Source organism: Paraburkholderia hospita (assembly GCF_002902965.1).
GTDB classification, from domain to species: Bacteria; Pseudomonadota; Gammaproteobacteria; order Burkholderiales; family Burkholderiaceae; genus Paraburkholderia; species Paraburkholderia hospita.
This window is the reverse complement of sequence record NZ_CP026106.1, coordinates 2,653,093-2,675,118: the sequence shown is the minus strand read 5'-3', so window position 1 is coordinate 2,675,118 and position 22,026 is coordinate 2,653,093. Positions and strand designations below refer to the sequence as shown.

The 22,026-nt window shown below is 60.7% G+C and carries 21 protein-coding genes; 10 read left to right on the top strand and 11 right to left on the bottom strand.

Features of this window, described 5'->3' with window-relative positions; translation table 11 throughout:
• Window positions 1-7: 7 nt before the first annotated feature.
• Complete coding sequence (locus tag C2L64_RS30500) at window positions 8-2,107, bottom strand: hydantoinase/oxoprolinase family protein (RefSeq protein ID WP_007581225.1); 2,100 nt, start codon at window positions 2,105-2,107, stop codon at window positions 8-10.
• Window positions 2,108-2,501: 394 nt separating this feature from the next.
• On the opposite strand from C2L64_RS30500, the gene C2L64_RS30495 reads away from it, so the two are divergent.
• The 3 genes from C2L64_RS30495 (at window position 2,502) to C2L64_RS30485 (ending at window position 5,087) form a co-directional block, all read left to right on the top strand.
• The gene (locus C2L64_RS30495) at window positions 2,502-3,251 is read left to right on the top strand and encodes an electron transfer flavoprotein subunit beta/FixA family protein (RefSeq protein ID WP_007581223.1); all 750 of its coding nucleotides are present in this window, start codon (window positions 2,502-2,504) and stop codon (window positions 3,249-3,251) included.
• Window positions 3,252-3,266: 15 nt separating this feature from the next.
• The gene (locus C2L64_RS30490; RefSeq protein ID WP_007581221.1) at window positions 3,267-4,199 is read left to right on the top strand and encodes an electron transfer flavoprotein subunit alpha/FixB family protein; all 933 of its coding nucleotides are present in this window, start codon (window positions 3,267-3,269) and stop codon (window positions 4,197-4,199) included.
• A gap of 105 nt (window positions 4,200-4,304) precedes the next feature.
• Window positions 4,305-5,087 carry a class II aldolase/adducin family protein gene (locus tag C2L64_RS30485; protein WP_007581219.1) on the top strand — a complete coding sequence of 261 codons (783 nt, stop codon included), beginning with the start codon at window positions 4,305-4,307 and terminating at the stop codon, window positions 5,085-5,087.
• A 151-nt stretch (window positions 5,088-5,238) separates the two neighbouring features.
• On the opposite strand, the gene C2L64_RS30480 is transcribed toward C2L64_RS30485, so the two are convergent.
• The gene (locus C2L64_RS30480; RefSeq protein WP_007581217.1) at window positions 5,239-5,562 is read right to left on the bottom strand and encodes an antibiotic biosynthesis monooxygenase family protein; all 324 of its coding nucleotides are present in this window, start codon (window positions 5,560-5,562) and stop codon (window positions 5,239-5,241) included.
• A 45-nt stretch (window positions 5,563-5,607) separates the two neighbouring features.
• A complete protein-coding gene (locus C2L64_RS30475; protein ID WP_039900333.1) occupies window positions 5,608-6,240 on the bottom strand; it encodes an FMN-binding negative transcriptional regulator in 633 nt (210 codons plus the stop codon).
• A gap of 116 nt (window positions 6,241-6,356) precedes the next feature.
• On the opposite strand from C2L64_RS30475, the gene pdxR reads away from it, so the two are divergent.
• Window positions 6,357-7,895, top strand: coding sequence for a MocR-like pyridoxine biosynthesis transcription factor PdxR (gene pdxR, locus C2L64_RS30470; RefSeq protein WP_007581214.1), 1,539 nt, complete (start codon window positions 6,357-6,359; stop codon window positions 7,893-7,895).
• Window positions 7,896-7,919: 24 nt separating this feature from the next.
• Here pdxR and C2L64_RS30465 read toward each other — a convergent pair whose 3' ends face one another.
• The 8 genes from C2L64_RS30465 to C2L64_RS30430 form a co-directional block, all read right to left on the bottom strand.
• Window positions 7,920-8,225: a DUF4148 domain-containing protein gene (locus tag C2L64_RS30465; protein ID WP_007581212.1), complete on the bottom strand. Its 306-nt coding sequence runs from the start codon at window positions 8,223-8,225 to the stop codon at window positions 7,920-7,922.
• A gap of 137 nt (window positions 8,226-8,362) precedes the next feature.
• Window positions 8,363-9,454 carry an erythritol/L-threitol dehydrogenase gene (locus C2L64_RS30460; RefSeq protein ID WP_007581210.1) on the bottom strand — a complete coding sequence of 364 codons (1,092 nt, stop codon included), beginning with the start codon at window positions 9,452-9,454 and terminating at the stop codon, window positions 8,363-8,365.
• Between the two features lie 55 nt (window positions 9,455-9,509).
• Window positions 9,510-10,544 (bottom strand): NAD(P)-dependent alcohol dehydrogenase, encoded by a 1,035-nt coding sequence (locus tag C2L64_RS30455; RefSeq protein ID WP_007581208.1) that lies wholly within the window; start codon window positions 10,542-10,544, stop codon window positions 9,510-9,512.
• A gap of 66 nt (window positions 10,545-10,610) precedes the next feature.
• Window positions 10,611-11,357 carry an SDR family oxidoreductase gene (locus C2L64_RS30450; protein WP_007581207.1) on the bottom strand — a complete coding sequence of 249 codons (747 nt, stop codon included), beginning with the start codon at window positions 11,355-11,357 and terminating at the stop codon, window positions 10,611-10,613.
• Window positions 11,358-11,372: 15 nt separating this feature from the next.
• On the bottom strand, window positions 11,373-12,353 hold the full coding sequence (locus tag C2L64_RS30445) for a sugar-binding transcriptional regulator (protein WP_007581205.1): 981 nt from the start codon (window positions 12,351-12,353) through the stop codon (window positions 11,373-11,375).
• A 49-nt stretch (window positions 12,354-12,402) separates the two neighbouring features.
• Window positions 12,403-13,308: a carbohydrate ABC transporter permease gene (locus C2L64_RS30440; protein WP_007581202.1), complete on the bottom strand. Its 906-nt coding sequence runs from the start codon at window positions 13,306-13,308 to the stop codon at window positions 12,403-12,405.
• Window positions 13,305-14,240 (bottom strand): carbohydrate ABC transporter permease, encoded by a 936-nt coding sequence (locus C2L64_RS30435; protein ID WP_024163269.1) that lies wholly within the window; start codon window positions 14,238-14,240, stop codon window positions 13,305-13,307. Before C2L64_RS30435 ends, C2L64_RS30440 begins: the two co-directional genes overlap by 4 nt.
• Window positions 14,241-14,264: 24 nt before the next feature.
• Window positions 14,265-15,617, bottom strand: coding sequence for an ABC transporter substrate-binding protein (locus C2L64_RS30430; RefSeq protein WP_007581198.1), 1,353 nt, complete (start codon window positions 15,615-15,617; stop codon window positions 14,265-14,267).
• A gap of 324 nt (window positions 15,618-15,941) precedes the next feature.
• Here C2L64_RS30430 and C2L64_RS30425 point away from each other — a divergent pair, with 324 nt between their 5' ends.
• The 6 genes from C2L64_RS30425 to C2L64_RS30400 all read left to right on the top strand — a co-directional run bounded on the left by C2L64_RS30425 (window position 15,942) and on the right by C2L64_RS30400 (window position 22,019).
• The gene (locus C2L64_RS30425; protein ID WP_007581196.1) at window positions 15,942-17,066 is read left to right on the top strand and encodes an ABC transporter ATP-binding protein; all 1,125 of its coding nucleotides are present in this window, start codon (window positions 15,942-15,944) and stop codon (window positions 17,064-17,066) included.
• Between the two features lie 54 nt (window positions 17,067-17,120).
• Window positions 17,121-17,996 (top strand): sugar phosphate isomerase/epimerase family protein, encoded by an 876-nt coding sequence (locus tag C2L64_RS30420; RefSeq protein ID WP_007581194.1) that lies wholly within the window; start codon window positions 17,121-17,123, stop codon window positions 17,994-17,996.
• A 193-nt stretch (window positions 17,997-18,189) separates the two neighbouring features.
• A complete protein-coding gene (locus C2L64_RS30415; protein ID WP_236674226.1) occupies window positions 18,190-18,885 on the top strand; it encodes a GntR family transcriptional regulator in 696 nt (231 codons plus the stop codon).
• Between the two features lie 28 nt (window positions 18,886-18,913).
• Window positions 18,914-20,182: an S-methyl-5-thioribose kinase gene (gene mtnK / locus C2L64_RS30410; RefSeq protein ID WP_007581189.1), complete on the top strand. Its 1,269-nt coding sequence runs from the start codon at window positions 18,914-18,916 to the stop codon at window positions 20,180-20,182.
• A gap of 71 nt (window positions 20,183-20,253) precedes the next feature.
• Window positions 20,254-21,342: an S-methyl-5-thioribose-1-phosphate isomerase gene (mtnA, locus tag C2L64_RS30405; protein WP_007581187.1), complete on the top strand. Its 1,089-nt coding sequence runs from the start codon at window positions 20,254-20,256 to the stop codon at window positions 21,340-21,342.
• Window positions 21,339-22,019, top strand: a complete 681-nt coding sequence (locus tag C2L64_RS30400) for a class II aldolase/adducin family protein (RefSeq protein WP_007581185.1) — start codon at window positions 21,339-21,341, stop codon at window positions 22,017-22,019. Before mtnA ends, C2L64_RS30400 begins: the two co-directional genes overlap by 4 nt.
• Window positions 22,020-22,026: the final 7 nt, after the last annotated feature.

Genomic DNA, 22,026 nt, shown 5'->3' with positions numbered 1-22,026 from the left:
CTCCTGATTACTGGGCGGCGTTCAGTTCTTTGGCGACCACGAGCAGACAGCCGTCGGGCTGCACTGTCGCATCGAAGGAGGACGTGACGAGCGTCGACGTTTCGGGTTCGACGATGATGGCGGGGCCCGTCACGCTTTCGCCGACCTTCAGCGACGCACGTTCGACAATGGCTGCATCGACGAAGCGATGCAGCGCTGCATCGAAGATCTTGCGAGACTTCGGCGCGACCACCGCGTCGCGGGACGTCACGAGTTGCAGACGTTCGACAGGCGGCAGCGGCGAACTTGCCTTGACGGCCCAGCTGACGATTTCAATGTCGAGACCATCGATGGGACGGCCGAAGTACTGCGTATAAGCCTTGGTGAACGATTCCGTGAAGGTCGTGCGATCGTCGGCAGTGAAACGGCGGTGCGCAATGGTCACGGGAATTTCCCAGCCTTGACCGACGTAGCGCATGAAGGCCTTGATTTCGACTACGGGCTCGGCTTCACCCGAGCCCTGACGCGCGAAATGCACGGCTTCCGTGCTCAACTGATCGACGATCCGGTTGAGCGCGTCGGCGTCGAAGTCATTGAAGCGCATGCCGGCGCTACGCACACTTTCATAGCCGAACGGCGCGCGCAAAAAGCCGATCGCCGAGCCAACGCCCGCGCCGGGCGGCACGATGAACTTCCTGATGCCGCTCTTTTCGCACAGACGCGCGGCGTGCAGCGGGCCCGCGCCGCCGAACGTGATCATCGTGTAGCCGCTGATGTCCTTGCCGCTTTCGACGGCATGCACGCGAGCCGCATTGCTCATGTTCTCGTCGACGACTTCGGCTACGCCGTAAGCCGTTTCCTCGGCATTGAGGTTGATCGAGCCGCCTACCTCGCTGAGCATCGCGCTTGCGGCGTTGTCGGTGGAAAGCTGGATCGAGCCGCCCGCAAAGTTGGAGGGATCGAGGCGGCCCAGCAACAGGTCGGCATCGGTCACGGTCGGCTGCGTGCCGCCGCGCTGGTAACAGGCGGGGCCGGGTTCGGATGCGGCACTGTGCGGGCCGACACGGATCTGACGCATCACGTCGAGCGATGCAATCGAACCACCGCCCGCGCCGATCTCCACCATTTCCACAACGGGGATCGAGATCGGCATGCCGCTGCCTTTCTTGAAGCGATACGTGCGCGCGACTTCGAAGGTGTTGGCCGTCTTCGGCGTCAGATCGTCGATCAGGCAGATTTTCGCAGTCGTGCCGCCCATGTCGAACGAGAGAACGGTATTCAGATCGTAGCGTGCAGCGATATGCGCGGCGAAAATCGCGCCGCCAGCAGGGCCCGACTCCACGAGACGCACGGGAAACTCGGATGCACTTTCGATCGAGACAATGCCGCCACCCGAATGAATGATGAAGATCGGGCAAAGCGCGCCGGCTTCACGGACCTTCCCGAGCAGGCGGTCCAGGTAGGACTTCATGATCGGGCGCACATACGCGTTGGCGCAGACCGTGTTGAACCGTTCGAACTCGCGAATCTGCGGCGATACCTCGCTCGAAATCGACACGGAGACATGCGGCAGACGCAGTTCAATCGCTTCGCGCACCATACGTTCGTGCACACCATTCACATACGCATGGATGAAACCGACGGCGACACTTTCATAGCCGCCTCGTTCGATTCGATCGACAATGGTCTCGATCTCGGCTTCCGTCGGCGCGAGCAGGACGCCGCCTTGCGCGTCGATACGTTCGCCGAGCGTAAAACGATCGCAGCGTTCGATCAACGGCGGCGGGAGCTTGATATTCAGATCATATTGTTCGAAGCGGTTTTCGGTCCGCATTTCGATTGTGTCGCGGAACCCTTGCGTGGTGACGAAGGCCGTTCTCGCCCCGCGTCGTTCGATGAGTGCGTTGGTGGCGAGCGTGGTGCCGTGGATGATGACGCCGATGTCCTTCAGCGCGATGCCAGCCTTGTCAGCGACGATGCCGATGCCTTTGATGATGGCGCGCTCGGGCGCCGTGTAATCCGTGAGGATCTTCGTGGAAAAGAGTTCTCCACCAAGTTCCAGCGCAACGTCGGTGAAGGTTCCACCGATATCAACACCCACTCGCGCCTTGTCGTGACTGGCCACCATGACTCTCCTGTTTAAAACCATGACATGCGCCGGGGCGTGCCCGGCGAAACAATTTGGGTGATGCACTCTGGATGGCGTTTTGGCCGTCCAGTCCAGGTCTTTGCCATCCGTCTCCAACAGCGTTGAACCGGTTATTTTTTGATCGTTGACATATGATGAGTGACGTCCTACAGTGCTGTCAACACGAACAAATTAACTTTGTGCTTCAGGATCGATTTCGATGCTTGCTTGTTTCATATACTGTATTGATTTATAAGCAAATATGCGGGTTTTGTCGAGCTTGAGCGAGGTGGCTTCAGGTGCGTATGAGTGCCTATACCTATAGGCGAAAAATTTTCTAAGTTCCAATTTTTCGCCGTTTTTTGTGTGATGCGGAATAGCGGAGTTGCGAGGGATGAAGATTCTGGTGCCGGTCAAGAGAGTGGTCGACTACAACGTGAAGGTTCGCGTGAAGTCGGATAACACAGGCGTCGACATTGCGAATGTGAAGATGTCGATGAATCCGTTCGACGAAATCGCCGTTGAAGAAGCGGTGCGTTTGAAGGAGGCGGGTGTTGTCAGCGAGGTTGTTGCTGTTTCTTGCGGTGTCGCGCAGTGTCAGGAAACGCTGCGCACGGCGCTGGCGATTGGGGCCGATCGTGCGGTTCTGGTCGAGTCGGGTGAAGACCTGCAACCGTTGGCCGTGGCGAAGCTTTTGAAGGCACTGGTCGGCAAGGAACAGCCTCAACTGGTGATTCTCGGCAAGCAGGCCATCGACGACGATTCTAACCAGACGGGCCAGATGCTGGCCGCGCTGGCAAATCTGCCGCAGGCGACGTTTGCATCGAAGGTTGTCGTCGCGGATGGCAAGGCGACGGTGTCGCGTGAAGTCGATGGCGGCGCGGAAATGTTGTCGCTGACGTTGCCCGCAGTCATCACGACCGATCTGCGCCTGAACGAGCCGCGCTACGTGACGCTGCCGAACATCATGAAGGCGAAGAAGAAGCCGCTCGAAACCGTGAAGCCCGAAGATCTGGGCGTCGATGTCACGCCGCGTCTGAAGACCCTGAAAGTCAGCGAGCCGCCGAAGCGCTCGGCTGGCGTGAAGGTGGCCGATGTGAAGACGCTGGTCGAGAAGCTCAAGACCGAAGCCAAAGTTCTCTGAGGTACAGGAAAGAACATGACGATTCTGGTAATTGCTGAACACGACAACGCGGCGCTAAAGGCAGCGACGCTGAAAACGGTTGCTGCCGCGCAGAAGATTGGTGGCGACGTTCATTTGCTGGTTGCGGGTCACAACGCGCAAGGCGCGGCCGATGCGGCTGCGAAGGAGGCGGGCGTGGCGAAGGTGCTGCTCGCCGATGCGCCGCACCTGGCAGCAGGCCTCGCGGAAAACGTCGAAGCGACGGTGTTGAACATCGCGAAGGATTACTCGCACATCCTCGCGCCGGCGACGGCCTACGGCAAGAACGTCGCGCCGCGTATTGCGGCGAAACTCGACGTCGCGCAGATCAGCGAGATTACGGCTGTCGTCAGCGCCGATACATTCGAGCGCCCGATCTACGCAGGCAACGCGATCGCTACGGTCCAGTCTCAAGACCCGATCAAGGTCATTACAGTGCGTGCAACTGGCTTCGATCCCGTTGCAGCAGAAGGCGGCAGCGCATCCATCGAGAAGATCGACGCAGCGGCTGACGCCGGCATCTCGCAGTTCGTGAGCCGTGAAGTGACGAAGCTGGACCGTCCGGAACTGACGTCGGCGAACATCATTGTTTCGGGTGGGCGCGGTCTCGGAAGTGGCGAGAATTACACACAAGTGTTGGAGCCGCTGGCAGACAAACTACAGGCCGCGTTGGGCGCATCGCGCGCAGCCGTCGATGCTGGCTACGTGCCGAACGACTATCAGGTCGGACAGACGGGCAAGATCGTTGCACCGCAGCTTTACATCGCGGTCGGCATTTCCGGCGCGATCCAGCATCTGGCTGGTATGAAGGACTCGAAGGTGATCGTCGCGATCAACAAGGACGAGGAAGCGCCGATTTTCAGCGTCGCGGACTACGGTCTGGTTGGCGATCTGTTCGGCGTAGTGCCGGCGCTCGTTGCCGAACTGTAGATTTTCTTTCACCCAACAACTATGCGAACCATGGTTGGCCATGCATCCATCCGATGTGCTGCCTGACCACGTTCTTGCAATTTATAAACCTGGAGAGAATTCAGCATGATTTCCACCACTGATCCGCACATCAACCGCAAACCACGGGATATTTCGCAGGTGGAATGGGATACGCGTGTTCAGCTTGCCGCTGCCTATCGGCTCGCAGCGAAGTTCGAATTGACTGATCTGATCTACACGCATATTTCGGCGCGGGTGCCCGGCACCAACGATCAGTTTCTGATCAATCCGCACGGCTGGTTCTTCGACGAAATCACCGCATCGTCGCTGGTGAAGATCGATGTGAATGGCAATCCGATCGGAGACGACCGTTTCGAAGTGAACGCGGCCGGCTTTACGATTCATAGCGCGCTGCATCAGGCGCGACACGACGTCGAGTGCGTCGTTCATCTGCACACCACGTACGGCATGGCAGTGGCCGCGATGGAATGCGGTCTGCTGCCGCTGAACCAGATCAGCATGCAGTTCTATAACCGTGTTGCCTACCACGAGTATGAAGGCATCTCGCTCGAACTCGATGAGCGTGAACGGATCGTCGCGTCGATCGGCAAAAAGGACTATCTGATTCTGCGCAATCACGGCTTGCTGACGACGGGGCGTTCGGTTGCCGAAGCGTTCACACGCATGTACTACCTGAATAAGGCATGTGAAATCCAGGTTGCGACGCTGTCGGCGGGGCAGAAGGTTGTGATTCCTTCGCCCGAAGTTTGTGAACACGCTGCTAGACAGCACGACGACTATGCCTACCTCGATACGGTGCATCTGGACCGAGAATGGACGGCGCTGTTGCGACTGCTCGAGCGTGATGGCGGGAGCTATCGGCTTTGATCTGAAGGGGCTGCGGTTTCCTTTCTCACTGGGTTGGCGTGCTGAACGCGGGGTGCACCATTTGTCGACGGGTCACCGCGAAGCGTGCTTCAGGCACGGCGCAGAAGTCCGCGTTCGTCTGGAAGAGACGATTGCTTTCCAGACTGGTCTCTTACTGATGGCCGTGGAGCTGCCTCACGAGCCGGCCATCGCCATACTCCCGAATCACCCTCGCGATGATCACCCGATAGCCATCCAGCCATCGACTTTGCTTCGCTTTCGCCTCGACGTGGACGGGATGCCTGATGAGCTGCAGCAACGCCTCTTCCGACTCCCAGTAGTAGACGTTCTGGATCAATCCTTCACCGGCGTTTTCCCACGTCTCCTCACTCACATATCCCGGTATGGATCGCGCCACTTCGGCAATCCGTCGATCGAGTTCATGGAACGCCTCGTCGTATTGACCGGCCCGAAAAATGAAGGTGGAAGAGTACATTGGGCTTTCTGATGAGTGTTAAGTGAAGCCGACCGCTCTGTATCACTACTTCGTCGGAACCCCGGCGAGCATTGCATCGGCAAGCTGGGATTCGCCACTCGACTTGAGTGCTTCGGCCGCACCCTGGATATCCCGTGCCTCCTTGTTCTGACTGAGCTTGCTCTTGCCAACAAGACGCGTGACCTCAATCTGAACACCAACGATCGCCTTTACCATCGCATCCACGTAGTCCTTCGGTGCGTCGCCCATCTTCCACGGTTTCGGTTCCGATGTCTCATGTGTGCGCGTGAGCCGGCCCACTACGCCTCGCACGTAGCGCTCATCATCGAGAATCGTAATGCGGCCGTGCGCATGCACCACCATGTAATTCCAGGTCGGCACCTGTTTGTGCAGTTCATGCTTGCTCGGATACCAGTTCGGAGAAATATAGGCGTCGCCCGCATGGAAGACGACCAGCACCTCGTCGCCGTTCGCCACCTCCTGCCATACCGGGTTGGCCCGCGCCACATGCGCGCGCAGCACGCCCAGTTCGCCGTCCTCTGCTGCAAGTTCAAACGGAATGTGATTGGCGTCTAGTCCGCTGCTCCCGTGAGTGATCAACGTGCCAAACGGGTGTTGCACGATGCGGGAATGTAGAACTTCCTTTCGGGTTTCGGCAAAGTGGGCTGGTATGTACATACGCTATCTCTGGCTGCTAAGGGCGATTGGCTGGTATCACTGCGACCCTTCCAGTTTGCTGTAAAAGTGGTTTATCCTGAAGGACCAGTTTATTCAATTTCTAGTGAACCAGAATTATGGCGAGAACTGCGCGGGCCGCGGACATGCCGTCCCTTGGGGCGCTCGATCGCACGGCGGGCAATCTGAGCCGTCAAATTGCCGAGGCGCTGCGGGAGGCGGTGCGCAAGGGAGACATAAGAGCCGGAGACGTATTACCGTCATCGCGTTCGCTCGCTGCCTCACTTCACGTTGCAAGAGGGACGGTGATCGAGGCCTACGAGCAATTGCTTACCGAGGGCTTTCTGGAATCGAAAGCTGGGGCGGGAACTCATGTCGCGCAAGCCCTGACCGAGTCGCGGTCAGTCAGCGCACCCGAGGCGATACTGGAGCCGGCACCGAAGTCCGGGCTACCCGGGCGCGCCCTGGCGTTCGCCCAGATTGCACGCGAGTTCCGTCCGCTCGAGCCTATGCCCTTCGCGATCTCTGTCCCGGTCGGGTTGACCGCGCCCGGCGATATCTGGCGTCGCCTGGGTAATCGGTTACGCGCCAGGGGGCCGGGTGCGCCCACGGGATATGCCGATCCGTTGGGCGCGTTACCCCTGCGCGAAGCGATCGCGGCCTATGTGCGAAGGTCCCGCTCCGTGCGGTGTGAGGCAGACCAGGTCATTGTGACCAGCGGTACCCAACAGGGACTTTTTCTCGCGAGTCAGGTCCTGCTTGGTCCGGACGATCAGGTGTGGGTCGAGAACCCTGCTTACCGTGGCGTCACCGCCATATTGGAAAACATCGGCTATCGCGAGGGCGTGATCCGTGTGCCTGTTGACGCCGAGGGTCTTGATGTCGAGGCTGGCATAAACATGGCCCCGCATGCACGCGCGGCATTCGTTACGCCGTCCCATCAGTATCCTTTGGGGATGCCCTTGAGCATGGCGCGGCGCACGGCCTTGCTCGCGTGGGCACGCGGCAGTGATGCCTGGGTGGTCGAGGACGACTATGACAGCGAGCTACGTTACGAGGGCTATCCGTTTCCGGCCCTTCAAGGATTGGCTCCGGACCGCGTGATCTATCTTGGTACGTTCAGCAAGATTCTGTTTCCGTCCCTCAGACTGGGTTATCTGATCGTCCCGCGCAATCTCGTCGATGCGTTCTGCGGTGCACGCGTGCTCATGGATCGCCACCCGCCAACTGCCGATCAGCACGTGCTCGCCGCCTTCATGGCGGAAGGACACCTGGAGCGGCACATACGCAAGGTTCGAAATGTCTACTCCGAACATCGGCGTCAACTGATCGATACGATCGAAGCTTTGCTCCCCGCTGATCTTGCGTGGATCGAGCCCGGCGATCAGGGGATGCACCTCGTACTCTGGCTCGCAGACGGGCTGGACGACCGGGAGGTTGTCGAGCGCGCCGCCAGGGAGGGCGTCGCGGTACGTGCTGTGTCGCCCATGTTCGCGCCGCAGACGGGACGCCCCGGTCTTGTTCTTGGCTTTGGAGGGTTTAGCAGCGAGCAGATGAAAGCCGCTGCTCAACGCCTGGCGGCAGTCATCGCGGGTACACCGCGGCAAAGAAAAGCAGGCAAAAGAAAGCCCGGTCATGCGGTGTCGGGCACCCGGTAGTCGCCATGAATGGAAACCGCAGGCTCATTTTACCTGGGCCTGTTGGCATTCAGCGTGGTACCAGCGATCGACCTGACCCTGCGCAGCCTGCAGATCGTCCGGATAGTACGGATCGAACCACCGTGATGGGTCGTAACCCGCTTGCCTGAGCGCTGCCAGTTCGCTGAGATTGCGCTCGCGGGTGAGGGGCGCATTGTTTCGAAGCTCGGTCAGGTCGCGGCACTGTGCGGCGCTCAGATGCGTTGCGCCTCCCGGCATGCCGCCCGCGGCACAGCCCGCGAGCAGGAGCGCCAACGCTGGCAGTGACGCGCGGATCTTTGAGTTCCTCATGTGGTCTTCCCTTAGGTGAATCGACGTAGCCGGCTTTACCCGTGCAAGTGATGACCTGATCCTTTTCGGGTCAACGCCATCACACACATGATTTTATGGCGGCCGGGAGTTCAGGGAAGGCCTTCGCACATTGCGCTTCAGTTTTTCGGCTTGAGCAGGACCTTGATCGAATCGAGCGAATTCGCGACTTTGATCGCCTCGTCCCATTGCTCCAGCGTAAAGCCGTGCGTGACGATCCCCTTCGACGTGACGAGCCCTCGCGCGAGCAGATCGATGGCGATCGGGTAGCAATACGGGCCGAGATGCGCGCCGCGCACGTCGAGTTCCTTACGGTCGCCGATGATCGACCAGTCTGTCGTCGTATCGCTGCCGAACACGGAGAACTCGACGAAGCGCCCGAGTTTGCGGATCAGATCCAGTCCCTGCGTGACGCCCGACGGTGAGCCCGTCGTTTCGATATACACATCGCAACCATACTGATCGGTCAATGACCGAACGACACCGAGTGCATCGTCGGATTTCGGATTGATCGTCACGTCTGCGCCGTACTCGCGCGCGAGCGCGAGACGCTCGTCGACCAGATCGATCACCACCAGTTTTTTCGGCGTTTTCAGATGCGCGACCTGCACCATCATCAGGCCCAGCGGTCCTGCACCCGCGATCACGACGACATCGTCGAGCTGGATGTCACCGCGATTGACGGTGTGAATCGCACAGGCGAGCGGTTCGATGATCGCCGCATCTTCCAGCGATACGCCAACGGGAATCTTGTGGACGATGGCCGTCGGCGGAAAGCGCATGTACTGGGCCATGCCGCCGTCGGCGACTTCCCGCTGGAAGCCGAAGATGTTGTGCACCTCGCACATCCAGTACTGGCCCGATCGGCAATAGCGGCACTTCTCGCACGGCACGATCTGTTCGGCGATCACGCGCTCGCCCAACTGCACGTTGAAATGCTCCGCCGCGCCTTCGCCGAGTTCCTCGACATAGCCGAAGAACTCGTGGCCCGGAATGACAGGCGCCTTGACCCACGGATTCGGGCCGCCCCAGAACATCTTTGCGCCCGACCAGCATTTGCAGTCGCTCGCGCAGATGCCACAAGCGGCAATGCGTATCACCAGTTCATTGCGCCCGGCGCGCGGGCGCGCCACCTGCTCGACGCGATAGTCCTTCGGCGCACGGCAAACGATCGCCGTCATGGCTGACGCTGCATCTTCCGTCGCGTTCATGCTGCACCTCACGCTGGTTTCGTTGGCAAACGGGCAACCCGCATCGTTTGCGCCGTCACTCCATCACGATCTGCACCTTCACGTCAGTCGGATTGCCGCTCGCCGCTTCTTCGAATGCCTTGATGCCGTCCGCGAAAGCAAACGAGCGCGAAATGAACGGCTTGACGTCGATGCGTCCCGACGCGATCAGTTGAATCGCGCGCGGAAAGATATTCGCGTATCGGAACACGGACTCGACGCGCGCTTCCTTGATCTGCAACGCGACGATATCGAGCGGGACGGGATGCTGCGGCATGCCGACCAGCACGAGGCAGCCGCCGGGGCACAGCAGATCGACGATGCCATCGAACGCTTTCTCGCTGCCGCTCGCTTCGAACACGATATTCGCGCCCCAGTCGTCCGTCGCGCGCCGCACGACTTCCCTGACGGATGCTTCGCGGATATTGACGGCTGTCACACCCGGCGTGCCGCCGATCAGCGCGAGCTTCTCCGGCACCATGTCACAGACGATCACGCGGCTGCATCCGCCCGCCAGCGCCGCGAGCACGCACATCATGCCGATCGTGCCGGCGCCCAGCACGACGGCGACGTCGCCTGGCTTGATGGCCGCTTTCTTCGCGGCCTGAAGTCCGATCGACAGCGGCTCGACAATGGCTCCTTCGGCGAAGCTCACGTTGTCGGGTAGCTTGTAGGTGAACGCGGCGGGATGGACGACGAACGGTGCGAGGCAGCCGTGCACGGGCGGCGTCGCCCAGAAGCGCACTTTCGGGTCGAGGTTGTAGAGCCCTTCGCGCGATGCGCGTGAATCCATGTCGGGCACGCCGGGTTCCATGCAGACGCGGTCGCCGGGTTTCAGATGCTGCACTTCGTCGCCGACCTGCACGACGGTGCCTGCCGCCTCATGCCCGAGCACCATCGGCTCGTTGACGACGAAGGGGCCGATGCGTCCGTGCTGGTAGTAGTGGATGTCGCTGCCGCAGATGCCCACCGTATGGATGCGGATGCGCACGTCGCGCGGCCCAACTGTCTGCGGCAGACTGAACGGCCGCAGGCTGATGCGTTGTGCGCCTTCGAGTACCAATGCGTCCATCGTCGTTCCTTTCGCAAGAGAGAGTGTGATTTACGGAGCACGTCGTTCGGCACGTGCCACGCGGGTTCAGCCAGCCTGGAAGCCGCCGTCCACAGCGAGGCTCACGCCGCTCACCATCGCCGACTCGTCACTGAGCAGATAAGCGATCGTGCGCGCCACTTCGAGCGGCTGCACGAAGCGCTTCAGCGGAATGCGCGCGAGCATCGGCGCGGACTTCTCTGGATCGCTCCATGCCTTCTCGGCCATCGGCGTCATCGTGACGACCGGGTTCACTGTGTTCACGCGGATGCCGTGCGGACCCAGTTCGACGGCCATCACGCGCGTGAGACCGTCGAGCGCGGCTTTCGATGCGCAATAGGCCGCATGCAGCGGCAAGCCGACGGTCGCCGACAGGCTCGACACATTGACGATCGAACCGGCCACGCCGCGCCCGATCATGCTGCGCGCGCATTGCTGCGCGACGATCATCGCGGCGCGGACGTTGACGGCCATGATGGTGTCGAAGGCGTCGACGCTCGTGTCGAGAAACGGTTGCAGTTCGACGATGCCCGCGCAGTTGACGAGCAGATCGACGGGCTGCGCCGCATCTGCCACACTGCGTGCCGCGCTTGCATCGCCGAGATCGGCGCATAGCGTCGTGCAGCCGATCTCGTCTTCGAGCGTTCGCAGATCGGCGGCCGAGCGGCTCAGCGCAATCACGCGTGCGCCCCGTTGCGCCAGCAATTGCGCCGTCGCGCGGCCGATGCCTTTGCCCGCGCCCGTGATGAGCACCGTCTTGCCTTCGAACTGCCGAGGGTCGTCATGCGTGGACATTGCGGTCCCTAAGTTTTAAGGTTCGTCGCACAGACGGCGCGCCGTGTCTTCGTCCGTCACGAGCACCGACGCATAGCGGCCTCGCAACGCGGCGCGCGTCACATGGAACTTCTTCGTGCCACCCGATACCAGCACCACGTCCTCGATCTTGCGCAAATCTTCGAGCGAGATCGCGACCGTGCGGCGGTTGAGCGGATGATCGATGGGGTCGCCGTTCGCATCCATGAAATGACCGAGCATGTCGCCGATCGCGCCCGCCTTGCGCAATGTCCGCAGATCGTCGGGCTTCGAGATTCCGTACGTGACGACGAGCGATTCCGTCAGGTCGCCACAGGTCAGCAGCGCGAGATCGGCATTGCGCGCGAGTTCGTATGTGCTACGCACGGTTTCTTCCTGAAGGATCAGATCACGCGTTTTCTGACTGCCGACATAAATAGGCGCCGCGAACAGATAAGCGTCGGCATGGCAGAGATTCGCGAAGTCCGAGACGATGTCGAACGTGTTGATGCTCGGGCAATGCGACAGGCCGCCTTGCAGCGACACGGCGTTGACGGCGCCATACGCGCGCTGCGGCATGGCGCGCAGCACCGCGCGTATCGTGCGGCCCCAGCCGATGCCGACCGTCGCGCCTTCCGTGATGCGCTTGACGAGGCAACCCGCCGCGCCGATGCCGAGCGCGGCCATGTTCGCCTCGGGGCTGATACCCGTCGGCACGACCACCGCGTCGTCGAGTTCGAAGCGCTCGACGAGCTGTTGCTCCAGCGCGATGCACGGCGCGATCCGGCTGTTGATCGTGATCTGCACGAGGCCCGATTCGCGGCCCGCCGCGAGCAGCCGGTTCACGCGCACGCGGTTGCTGCCGATGAGATGCGCGATTTCCTGCTGCGTCATATTGCCGATGTAGTAGTGCCACGCGACGCGCGCCTGCAATTCCTCTTCGGCGTCGATGGCAACATCGGCTTCCGGCATCGTGACGAGTGGGGCGGTCTTGGTCATGTATCGTTTTGTGTTCGATTGAAAAGCAACACGCGGTTATACCAGAGCGTCACTTCACTGCGCCCATCGTCAGCCCTTGCACGAGCCGGCCCGAAACGAGCAGCGCGAACACGACCATCGGCAGGACGATCAGCGTGCCCGTCGCCATGATTTCGCCCCACGGCAGCTCGTAGCCGCTCATGTAGCTGGTGGCGGCAACGGGCGACGTGATCGCGTCGGTGCGCGTCAGCACCAGTGCGTAGAGCAGGTCGTTCCAGGAGAAGATGAAAGCGAAGATCGCCGACACGACGATGCCCGGCATCGCCAGCGGCAGATTGATGCGCCAGAAGATGCGCCACGGCGAAGCGCCGTCCAGCCGCGCGGCTTCGTCGAGCTCGACGGGGATGTTGCGAAACTGGTCGGTGCAGATCCAGATCACGATCGGCAGCGAGAAGGTGATGTACAGCAGGATCAGCACGAGGTGCGTATCGACGATATCGAGCTTCGTCGCGATCAGGAAGAAGGGTACGGCGAGCACGACGGGACTCACCATGCGGTTCGAGATGAACCAGAACCACAGGTCTTCCTTGCCGCGGAATTCATAGCGCGCGAGCGCATACGCGGCGGGGGTGCCGAGCAGGATCGACAGCACCGTCGTGCTGCTGGCGATGATCAGCGAGTTGATCAGGCTGCCGCCCACTTCATGCGTGAACAGCGCTTCTACATAATGCACGAAGGTCGGCTTGAAGAGCCACACGGGCGGATAGGCGAGCGCTTCCGCCTGGCTCTTCAGGCTCGTCGTCACCATCCAGTAGAACGGAAACACGGACGAGAGGAATACGACCAGCAGCCCCAGAAAGTGCCACGCGGTCGCGTTGCGCCGCGCGCTGCGCGCACGGCGTGCGCGTGCCGTCAGGCGGGGGTTGCCGGGCAGCGCGGCGTCGCCGCTCGCGCGTTGCGTCGAAGGTGCGTTCACGCGGCCTCCCGATAGACGAAGCGGATATAGAGCCGCGACAGCACGATGGTCAGGATCAGCAGCAGGATCGCCTGCGCGGACGCCATGCCCTGATCGAACAGGCGGAAACCGACGCGCTGGATATACACGCTGATGAACTCCGTCGCGGTGCCCGGCCCGCCGCGCGTCATGGTGAAGACGGCGTCGAACATCTTCAGCATGTCGGCGGAACGCAGGATCAGGATTGCCGTGAGGCCGGGCAGCAGATAGGGCCGCTGCAGATGCCACAGAATCTTGCTCCACCTGGGCGTTTCGAGGCGCGCGGCTTCTTCGGCTTCTTTCGGCACCATCGTCAGGCCTGCCAGCAGAATCAGCGCGCAGAACGGCGTCCATTGCCAGATGTCCATGATCATCACCGAGACGAACGCGAGCGTCGGATCGGCGAGCCAGTCCTGCGGCGGCACGCCGACCAGACCGCCGATGTAGTTCGCTACACCGAACTGCCGGTTGAAGATGAGCCGCCCGATCAGGCCGACGACGGCATACGTCGTCGCCATCGGAATCACCAGGCTGACACGCGCAATGGTGCGCATCCACGGCAGTGTCGTGCGATGGAGCATCAGCGCGGCGAACAGCCCGAGCGCGACTTCGATCGGCAAGGTCACGCACAGGAACAGCGCCGTGCGTCCCAGCGCGCCCCAGAACGACGGCTCGCTCAGCGTCGCGATGTAGTTGTCGAACCAGATGAACGGCGTGCCCGACGCCAGATCCGCGAGCTTGTACTGATGAAACGAGTTGTACAACGCCAGCAGCAGCGGATAGATGCCGATTACCGCCAGCGTGAAGATCGCCGGAATCAGAAACCAGAACGCGGCCGAACCCGGCAAGCGCACCCGCGAGCGGGGCCTTGCCGGTGTCATGCCGTTACCGGGTCGAGCAGTGCTGTTCAACATCGATGCTCCCGTGGTGCGTCGCCGTTACTTCAGCAAAGGCTTCTTGCCGCTGTAATAGCCCGCCTTGTTCAGTATCTCTTCCGTCTTCGAGCCGATGGTCTGCGCGCCTTCCTTCACCGACACCTGGCCCAGCATGATCTTCGTGCCCCATTCGCCGATCACTTCCGACACGGCCGGCCATTCCGGGAAGCGCGGACGATAGTCGGGTACGCCGCCTTGCCACGACTCGACCATCGGCTTCACGAACGGATACTTGTCCTGCACGGCCTTGTCCTGGTACACGGCCGTGCGCGCGGGCACGCCACCCGCTTCCAGATACGGCTTGGCCATTTCTTCGGAGGTGATCCACTGGATGAACAGCCACGCCGCCGCCTGTTTCTTCGCATTCGACTTCGCGTTGACGGCCAGCGAGAAGCCGCCGAGCGCGGGCTTCAGGCCTGCGGGACCCTTCGGTTCCGTGGTGATCGCAAGGCAGTTGCCGATCTTCGATTTGCTCGGATCGGTGAGCGTCGGATAGAACGCGGACCACTCGGTGATCATCGCGACCTGGCCTTGCGCGAGCGCGTTGACGGCTTCGGCGTGATCGAAATCGACGATGCCGGGCGGCATGTACTTCATCAGTTTCTGCCGGTATTCGAGGCCTGCCTGCGATTGCGGCGACATCAGGTTCGATTTGAACTTGGCGTCGAGCAGCGAGCCGCCGTTCGGCCACAGCACGCGCATGAAACTGTCCGCGGACTGCGTTTCGCCGCGCCGCGACTGCAGCGCGAACGCGAACTGGTTCTTGCTGGCCTGCGTCAGCTTTGGCGCATAGGTGTTGAGCAGTTCGTCCCACGTCTTCGGCGGCTCATTGAAGCCGGCGTCCTTCAGCATGCACTTGTTGTAGAACATCAGGCCCGAGTAGTTATCGAACGGCAAGCCGTACGTGACCTTGTCCCATGAGCCGAACGAGTCGAGCAGAATCGGGAAGAAGCCGGGCAGGTTCAGCTTCGGGTCGGCGAGCTTCGGGTTGTCGGTGAAGGTCTTGATGGGGACGAGCCACTTGTTGCTTGCGAATTCACCAATCCACACGACGTCGACGAGCACCACGTCCTGATCGCCGCCGCCGACGAAGTTGAGCACTTCCTTTTCACGCGTGTTCTCGTACGGGATCACTTCCCACTTCACGTTGATGCCCGTTTCCTTTTCGAACTGCGGAATGAGTTTCTGCGCGGCCTTGTAGCCGGGGCGATCGAGAAAGATCGCCTTGATGGTGGTGCCCGAGTACGGCTGCGCGGCCTCCTTCAATGTCCAGGCCTCCGCGTTGGCAGCGCAGAGCAGCGACGCCGTGGCAAGCGACAACGCTATGGCAGCAGGCTGCAGAAAGCGCTTTTTCATCGTTCGTCTCCTTGATTGTTCTTGAACCATCGGCAAATGCCGCGGCGTTGATCGTCATTGCGGCGACGTGTATCGACGCGTGCAAAACGTACGGCACGCCCTCGTCGTTTCACTTGTAATTTGCGTTTTACAAATGTATATTTTGACGCGCACCTGTTGTCAAGAAGAAAATCGTCAAATGCTGGATGGTGCGTCGCGGCATGTGCGATTCGAGTTCGCCGCAGATTCGCCGCGCGAGGTTGTGCATCCTTCGTGACGCAGCCACTGCTTTGCATGAGACCAGCGCATGGCGCTGTACGACCTTGCATGGGACAGGAGACACGCATGAGCGCCGTACATTTGCAGCAGATCCGCAAGGCGTTTGCAGGCACCGACGTGCTGAAGGGCGTCGACATCGATGTGAAGGAACACGAATTTCTGGTGTTCGTCGGTCCGTCCGGATGTGGCAAGTCGACCTTGCTGCGCAGCATCGCGGGGCTCGAGCGGATCGATTCGGGCCGCGTCGTGATCGAAGGCGAAGACGTGACGGAACTCGAACCGTCGGAGCGCGGCGTGGCGATGGTGTTTCAGTCCTACGCGCTGTATCCGCATATGTCCGTGTACGAGAACATCGCGTTCGGGCTGCGCATGATCAAGCTGCCCGAAGCGCAGATCAAGGAGCGCGTGCATCGGGCGGCGGATATCCTGCAGATCGGACAACTGCTGGAGCGACGGCCACGCGCGCTGTCGGGCGGCCAGCGCCAACGGGTGGCGATCGGAAGGTCGATCGTGCGTGAGCCCAAGGTGTTTCTCTTCGACGAACCGCTGTCGAACCTCGACGCCGCATTGCGCGTGCAGATGCGCCTCGAACTGATCAAGCTGCACAAGCAGCTCAACGCCACGATGATCTACGTCACGCACGACCAGACGGAAGCGATGACGATGGCCGACCGGATCGTCGTGCTCAATCACGGCGAAGTCGAGCAGATCGGCTCGCCGCTCGAGTTGTACCGTACGCCGCGCAACCGTTTCGTGGCGGGTTTCATCGGTTCTCCGAAGATGAATTTTCTCGATGTCCGCGTGCTGAAGAAGCACGAGGCGGGCGTCACGATCGAACTGCCCGGTGGCGCGTCGCTCGACGTGCCGTGCCATGGCGACGCCATCGATCCGGAGCAGAAGCTCGTGCTCGGTGTACGACCCGAGCATTTGACTGAGTCGGCGAATAGCGAAACCGATAGCGCGTTAGCCGGCGAGGTGATGGTCATCGAACATCTGGGCAGCGAGACGCTCCTGCACGTGCGTCTTGCCGACGAACGGGTGATCCAGGTGAAGGGCTCGGGGGAATCCGCTGCGATGGAAGGGCAGTCAATCAAGCCGGGCTTTTCGAAGCGTCACGTGCACCTCTTCCGTCAGGACGGCATGGCGCTCGAACGCAAGCAGCCCGTTGCCGATGCGATGCGTGTGAACTGAAAGCAGACTTGGGTCGTTGACGGGCATAGTCGTCGCGACGGGAGGCGCAGCGCAATGAACAAACTAGGCGTCCACGCGTTGGTATGGGCAGGGGATCTGTCGCCGGAGTCGACGCGCAAGGTCATCACCCAGACGAAAGCGGCAGGCTTCGATCTGATCGAACTCTCCTTGCACGGTCCAAAGGTAATGGACCTCTCGCTGACCCGTGACCTGCTACAGGAGCACAACCTCGAGATTGGCTGCTCCCGTGGTCTGACTTTCGACGCTGACATATCCAGCGAAGACCCCGCAGTGGTGTCGCGAGGCATGGCTCTACTGGAAGAGGGTGTCAGGATTACCGCGGAACTCGGTGGTGCTTACTTTGGCGGTATTTTGTACAGCGCAATGGGCAAATACGCGGCGCCTATTACCGCAAAGGGGCGCCAGAATGCAGTGGAATCGCTAAAGCGGATCGCAGAGCTTGCGCAGAAGAAGAATGTCACGCTCGGTCTGGAAGTGGTCAATCGCTACGAGAGCAACCTGCTCAACACGGCGTCGCAAGCGCTCGGCATGCTGGACGAGATCGGGGCGCCGAACGTGGTGGTGCATCTGGACACCTACCACATGAACATCGAAGAGTGCGACTTCATGCAGCCGGTGCTCCAGTGCGGAGAGCGTCTCGGTTACGTCCATATTGGCGAGAGCAACCGTGGATACCTTGGCTCCGGCACGATCGATTTTGCACAGTTCTTCCATGCACTGGCGATGATCGACTACAAAGGGGTGGTCACATTCGAGAGTTTTTCATCCGCCGTCGTCAACGAGCAGTTGTCCAATGCGCTGGCCATCTGGCGTAATTTGTGGGACGACAGCATGGACCTTGCGGCACACGCACGCGGATTCATTGCCGGCGGACTCAACGCTGCTACAAAAGCGAAGCTGCACAGGTAATCGGCTCGAGTGGATTTTGTCGGCCATGTAGTCGGCAACGATCGACGTTGCGCAGTGCTCAGCTTCGAGTGGCCACAATCAAGGGCCGCCATCTCCGCGCGGGTAAACACCGATAAAAACATCAGACGTCTGATCTATATTTCATCTACTTTCAATACTGGGTACTGGCATGCGCCTGAGTGTCGAACGTTCGATGAGCGACAAGATCCAGGAGTCGTTGACGTCGATGATCCGGGAGCGCGCGCTCAAGCCAGGCGATCAAATCCCCACAGAAATAGAGCTATGCGAGCTGCTGGGCGTGGGACGCTCCAGTCTGCGCGAGGCGGTCGCGCAGATGATTTCGCATGGCTTGCTGTCTCGCGTGCAGGGACGCGGTACCTTCATCAGACAAATTTCGTTGAAGCTCGAAGGCGGGCTAGATGATCTGATGTCTGTGACGGACATGATCCGGAGTGTCGGTGCGATTCCAACCACGTGCCGGTTGCGGATGGATCAGATCAAGGCGTCGGAGAACCTGGCCGCAAAACTACGGCTAGGCGTCGGCGCCGATTGTGTACGCATCGAACGGGTGCGATGCGCTGACGATGCGATCGCCGCGTACTGCATCGACACCGTGCCGAAGCATGTATTCGATGCGGCGAATGGCGAACTCGGCGAGTCGCTGTTCGCGATGTTCGAGCGCACGGGTCGCCGGCTGTCACACACACACACGTCGATCCAGCCGACCATTCTCACGCCGCGCGATCTGCCAGAACTCGGCGACGGATTCGGTCTGTTTCTGTTGCTAGATGAAGTCGATTTCGATCAAAGCGGCGAGCCGATCTGTTACAGCAACGACTACTACAACACGAGCATCTTCAAGTTCGATCTGGTTCGCAAGAAGCGCTGAAACCGGTTCGATCGCGGAGGAGACGTTGATGGAATTCGAAGCACTGAGTTCTTCGGAGTTGGCCGCCTATCTGCGAGGCGTGCCATCCGTGTATGCGTTGCTCAATCAACCGGGCGAACTCGACATCGCGGAAGTGGGTGACGGCAATCTCAACTACGTCTACTTCGTCAGCAACGCGCGGACGCCGGAGAAAAGTGTCGTCGTCAAACAGGCCCCGCCATTTTTGCGGCTCGTGGGCAAGACGTGGCCGTTGACGCGGCATCGGATGATCCGGGAAGTGGCGGCGCTGCGCCGCTTTGGCGAACTGTGTCCGCAGCACGTGCCGCGTGTCTATCACGCCGATACCGAGTTGTATCTGATGGTGATGCAGCGGCTGTCGACGCATGCAATCCTGCGGCAGAAGCTGATGGACGGTCATGTTTATCCGAAGCTCACCGACCATCTGTCGACCTATCTTGCGCATACGCTGTTCTACGGCTCCGATCTCTTTCTTGCACCCGAAGTCAAAAAGCAGGCGGTGAGCGCTGCAATCAACACCGAGCTCTGCAAGATCACCGAAGACCTCGTATTCACCTTCCCGTTCGAAGATCATCCGTCCAACGTCTACAGCAACGCGTTCCCGAAGCAGATGATCGAACGCATCTGGAGAACGCCCGCGCTGCGCGTGGCCGTGGCCGAGATGAAATGGTCGTTCATGAACGATGCGGAGACCCTGGTGCATGGTGACCTGCATACGGGGTCGATCATGGTGAACCAGGACGAAACCTACGTCATCGATCCCGAGTTCGCGTTCTACGGACCAATGGGCTTCGATGTCGGCGCAGTGCTGGCGAATCTGTTGCTCGCCTATTTCTCGCGCGACTGGCATGACCGTCGCACAGGGCAAGGATCCGACGACTATCGCAAGTGGCTTCTCGATCAGATCACGGGCATCTGGACGGCGTTCGCGGACAAATTCCGGTTGTTGTGGCGCGAGCATGAGAGCCGCCGGAAAAGTCATTTCATCGGCGATGATCCGGGCGGACACTGCGCGGAAGCCTATCGCGTGCGTTTCATGCAGCGCTTGCTGGCGAACTCACTGGGCTTTGCGGGGTGCAAGATGATCCGGCGGATTGTCGGCATGGCCAAGGTCGCGGATATCACCAGCATTTCAGACGATGCGATTCGTGCGGCTGTCGAAGTGAAATGCGTGCAGTTTGCCGAGCGCCTGCTGATCGAGCGTCACGCGTTTGGATCGATCGAGGAGGTCGTGGAATTGGCGCGCGATGTGCAGACCCGCGAGCATCGCTTGCAATGAACGGGATCGCAAGCCATCAAATGCAGAAAGCCGAAACAGTCGGGCACACATCAAATTGCCGTGGAGCACCTATGGTTTTGCCAATCTTCGAAAGTCTGCCCGCTACGCTCGCGTGGGAAGACGACAGTCTGCGAATCATCGATCAGACACGCTTGCCGCGCGAAACTGTGATCGAAGCGCTAACGACGGCTTTCGAAGTGTGGAGGGCCATTCACGAACTTCGGGTACGCGGCGCACCGGCAATCGGCGTCGCGGCGGCCTATGGTCTGTGTGTGTCGATGCAGGCGTCGCGTGACCTGCCGCTCGATGGGTTCCGCGCCGCATTGATCGAGCGGGCGGCGTATCTCGACAGCGCGCGGCCAACGGCGGTGAATCTCAACTGGAGCCTCAAGCGCATGTTGCGCGCCGCCGACCGTTCGGGCGCTGCCGATTCCGCCGCTCTGTATCGCGCGCTGGTCGAGGAGGCGATGCAGATTCATCGCGAAGACCAGTTGCTGTGCGAACAGATCGGGTTGCACGGCATGCCGCTCATTACGGCGGGCTGTGGCGTGCTTACGCATTGCAACGCCGGCGCGTTGGCGACGACCGGGCTTGGCACCGCGACCGCGCCGATCTATATGGCGCATCAGGAAGGCATCGCATTTCGCGTATATGCCGATGAAACACGGCCTCTGTTGCAAGGCGCGCGGTTGACGGCGTATGAGTTGCGGCAGGCCAATGTCGACGTCACGTTGATCACCGATGGCATGGCGGCGTCGCTGATGGCGCTGCGCAAGGTGGATGTCGTCATCGTCGGCGCGGACCGGGTGGCGGCGAATGGCGACTTCGCAAACAAGATCGGCACATTGAGTCTCGCCATCGCATCGCGTCATTTCGGTGTGCCGTTTTATGTGGCGTGCCCGTCGTCCACGCTCGATCTGCAGACACCCGATGGCAGCACGATCGTCATCGAGGAGCGTCATGGCGACGAGGTGACCCATCTCGGTGGCCAGCAGATCGCGCCTGTGGACATCAAGGTGTTGAATCCCGCGTTCGACGTGACGCCGCACGATCTCGTGACGGGTTACATCACGGAACGAGGCATCATAGCCAAACCGTTCGAAGCCAACCTCAAGGCATTGTTTCAGGCCCAGGCGCCCGCTGCGAGTACGGCATCGTGAGCGTGAACAGCCAGTCAGCGACGGAAGACGCGTTGCGTGCCGACATCGTGAACACGATGCGGGAAATGGTGCGGTTGGGCATCAATCAGGGCACGTCGGGCAACGTGAGCGCGCGCTGGCGCGATGGCTTTCTGATTACGCCGAGCGGCGTGCCGGCGGCGCAACTGGATGCGGACACAATCGTCTGGTTGCCACTCGATATCGAAGCGACTGCGCCTGTATTCGACGAAAAGCGGCCGTCGACGGAATGGCGCTTTCATCGCGACATTCTGCACGCACGGCCCGAAATCGGCGCGGTCGTCCACACCCATTCGAACGCGGCCACGGCGATGTCGATTCACGGTCGCGATATTCCCGCGCATCACTACATGGTCGCCGCTGCGGGCGGCAATTCGATTCGTTGCGCGCCCTATGCGACCTTTGGCAGTCAGGCGCTGTCGGATCATGCGGTGGTTGCGCTGCAAGACCGGACTGCATGTCTGCTTGCGCATCATGGCGTGATTGCGCTTGGACCCGATCTCGGGCGAGCCTTGTGGCTCGCGAATGAAGTCGAAGTGCTGGCGCAGCAGTATCTGCTCGCGGCGACACTCGGCGCGCCGCCCGTGCTGTCGGACGAACAGATGGCCGAGGTGGTGGACAGATTTAGTCAATATGGCGTGCGACCCAAACGCCCGTAGTGTGCAG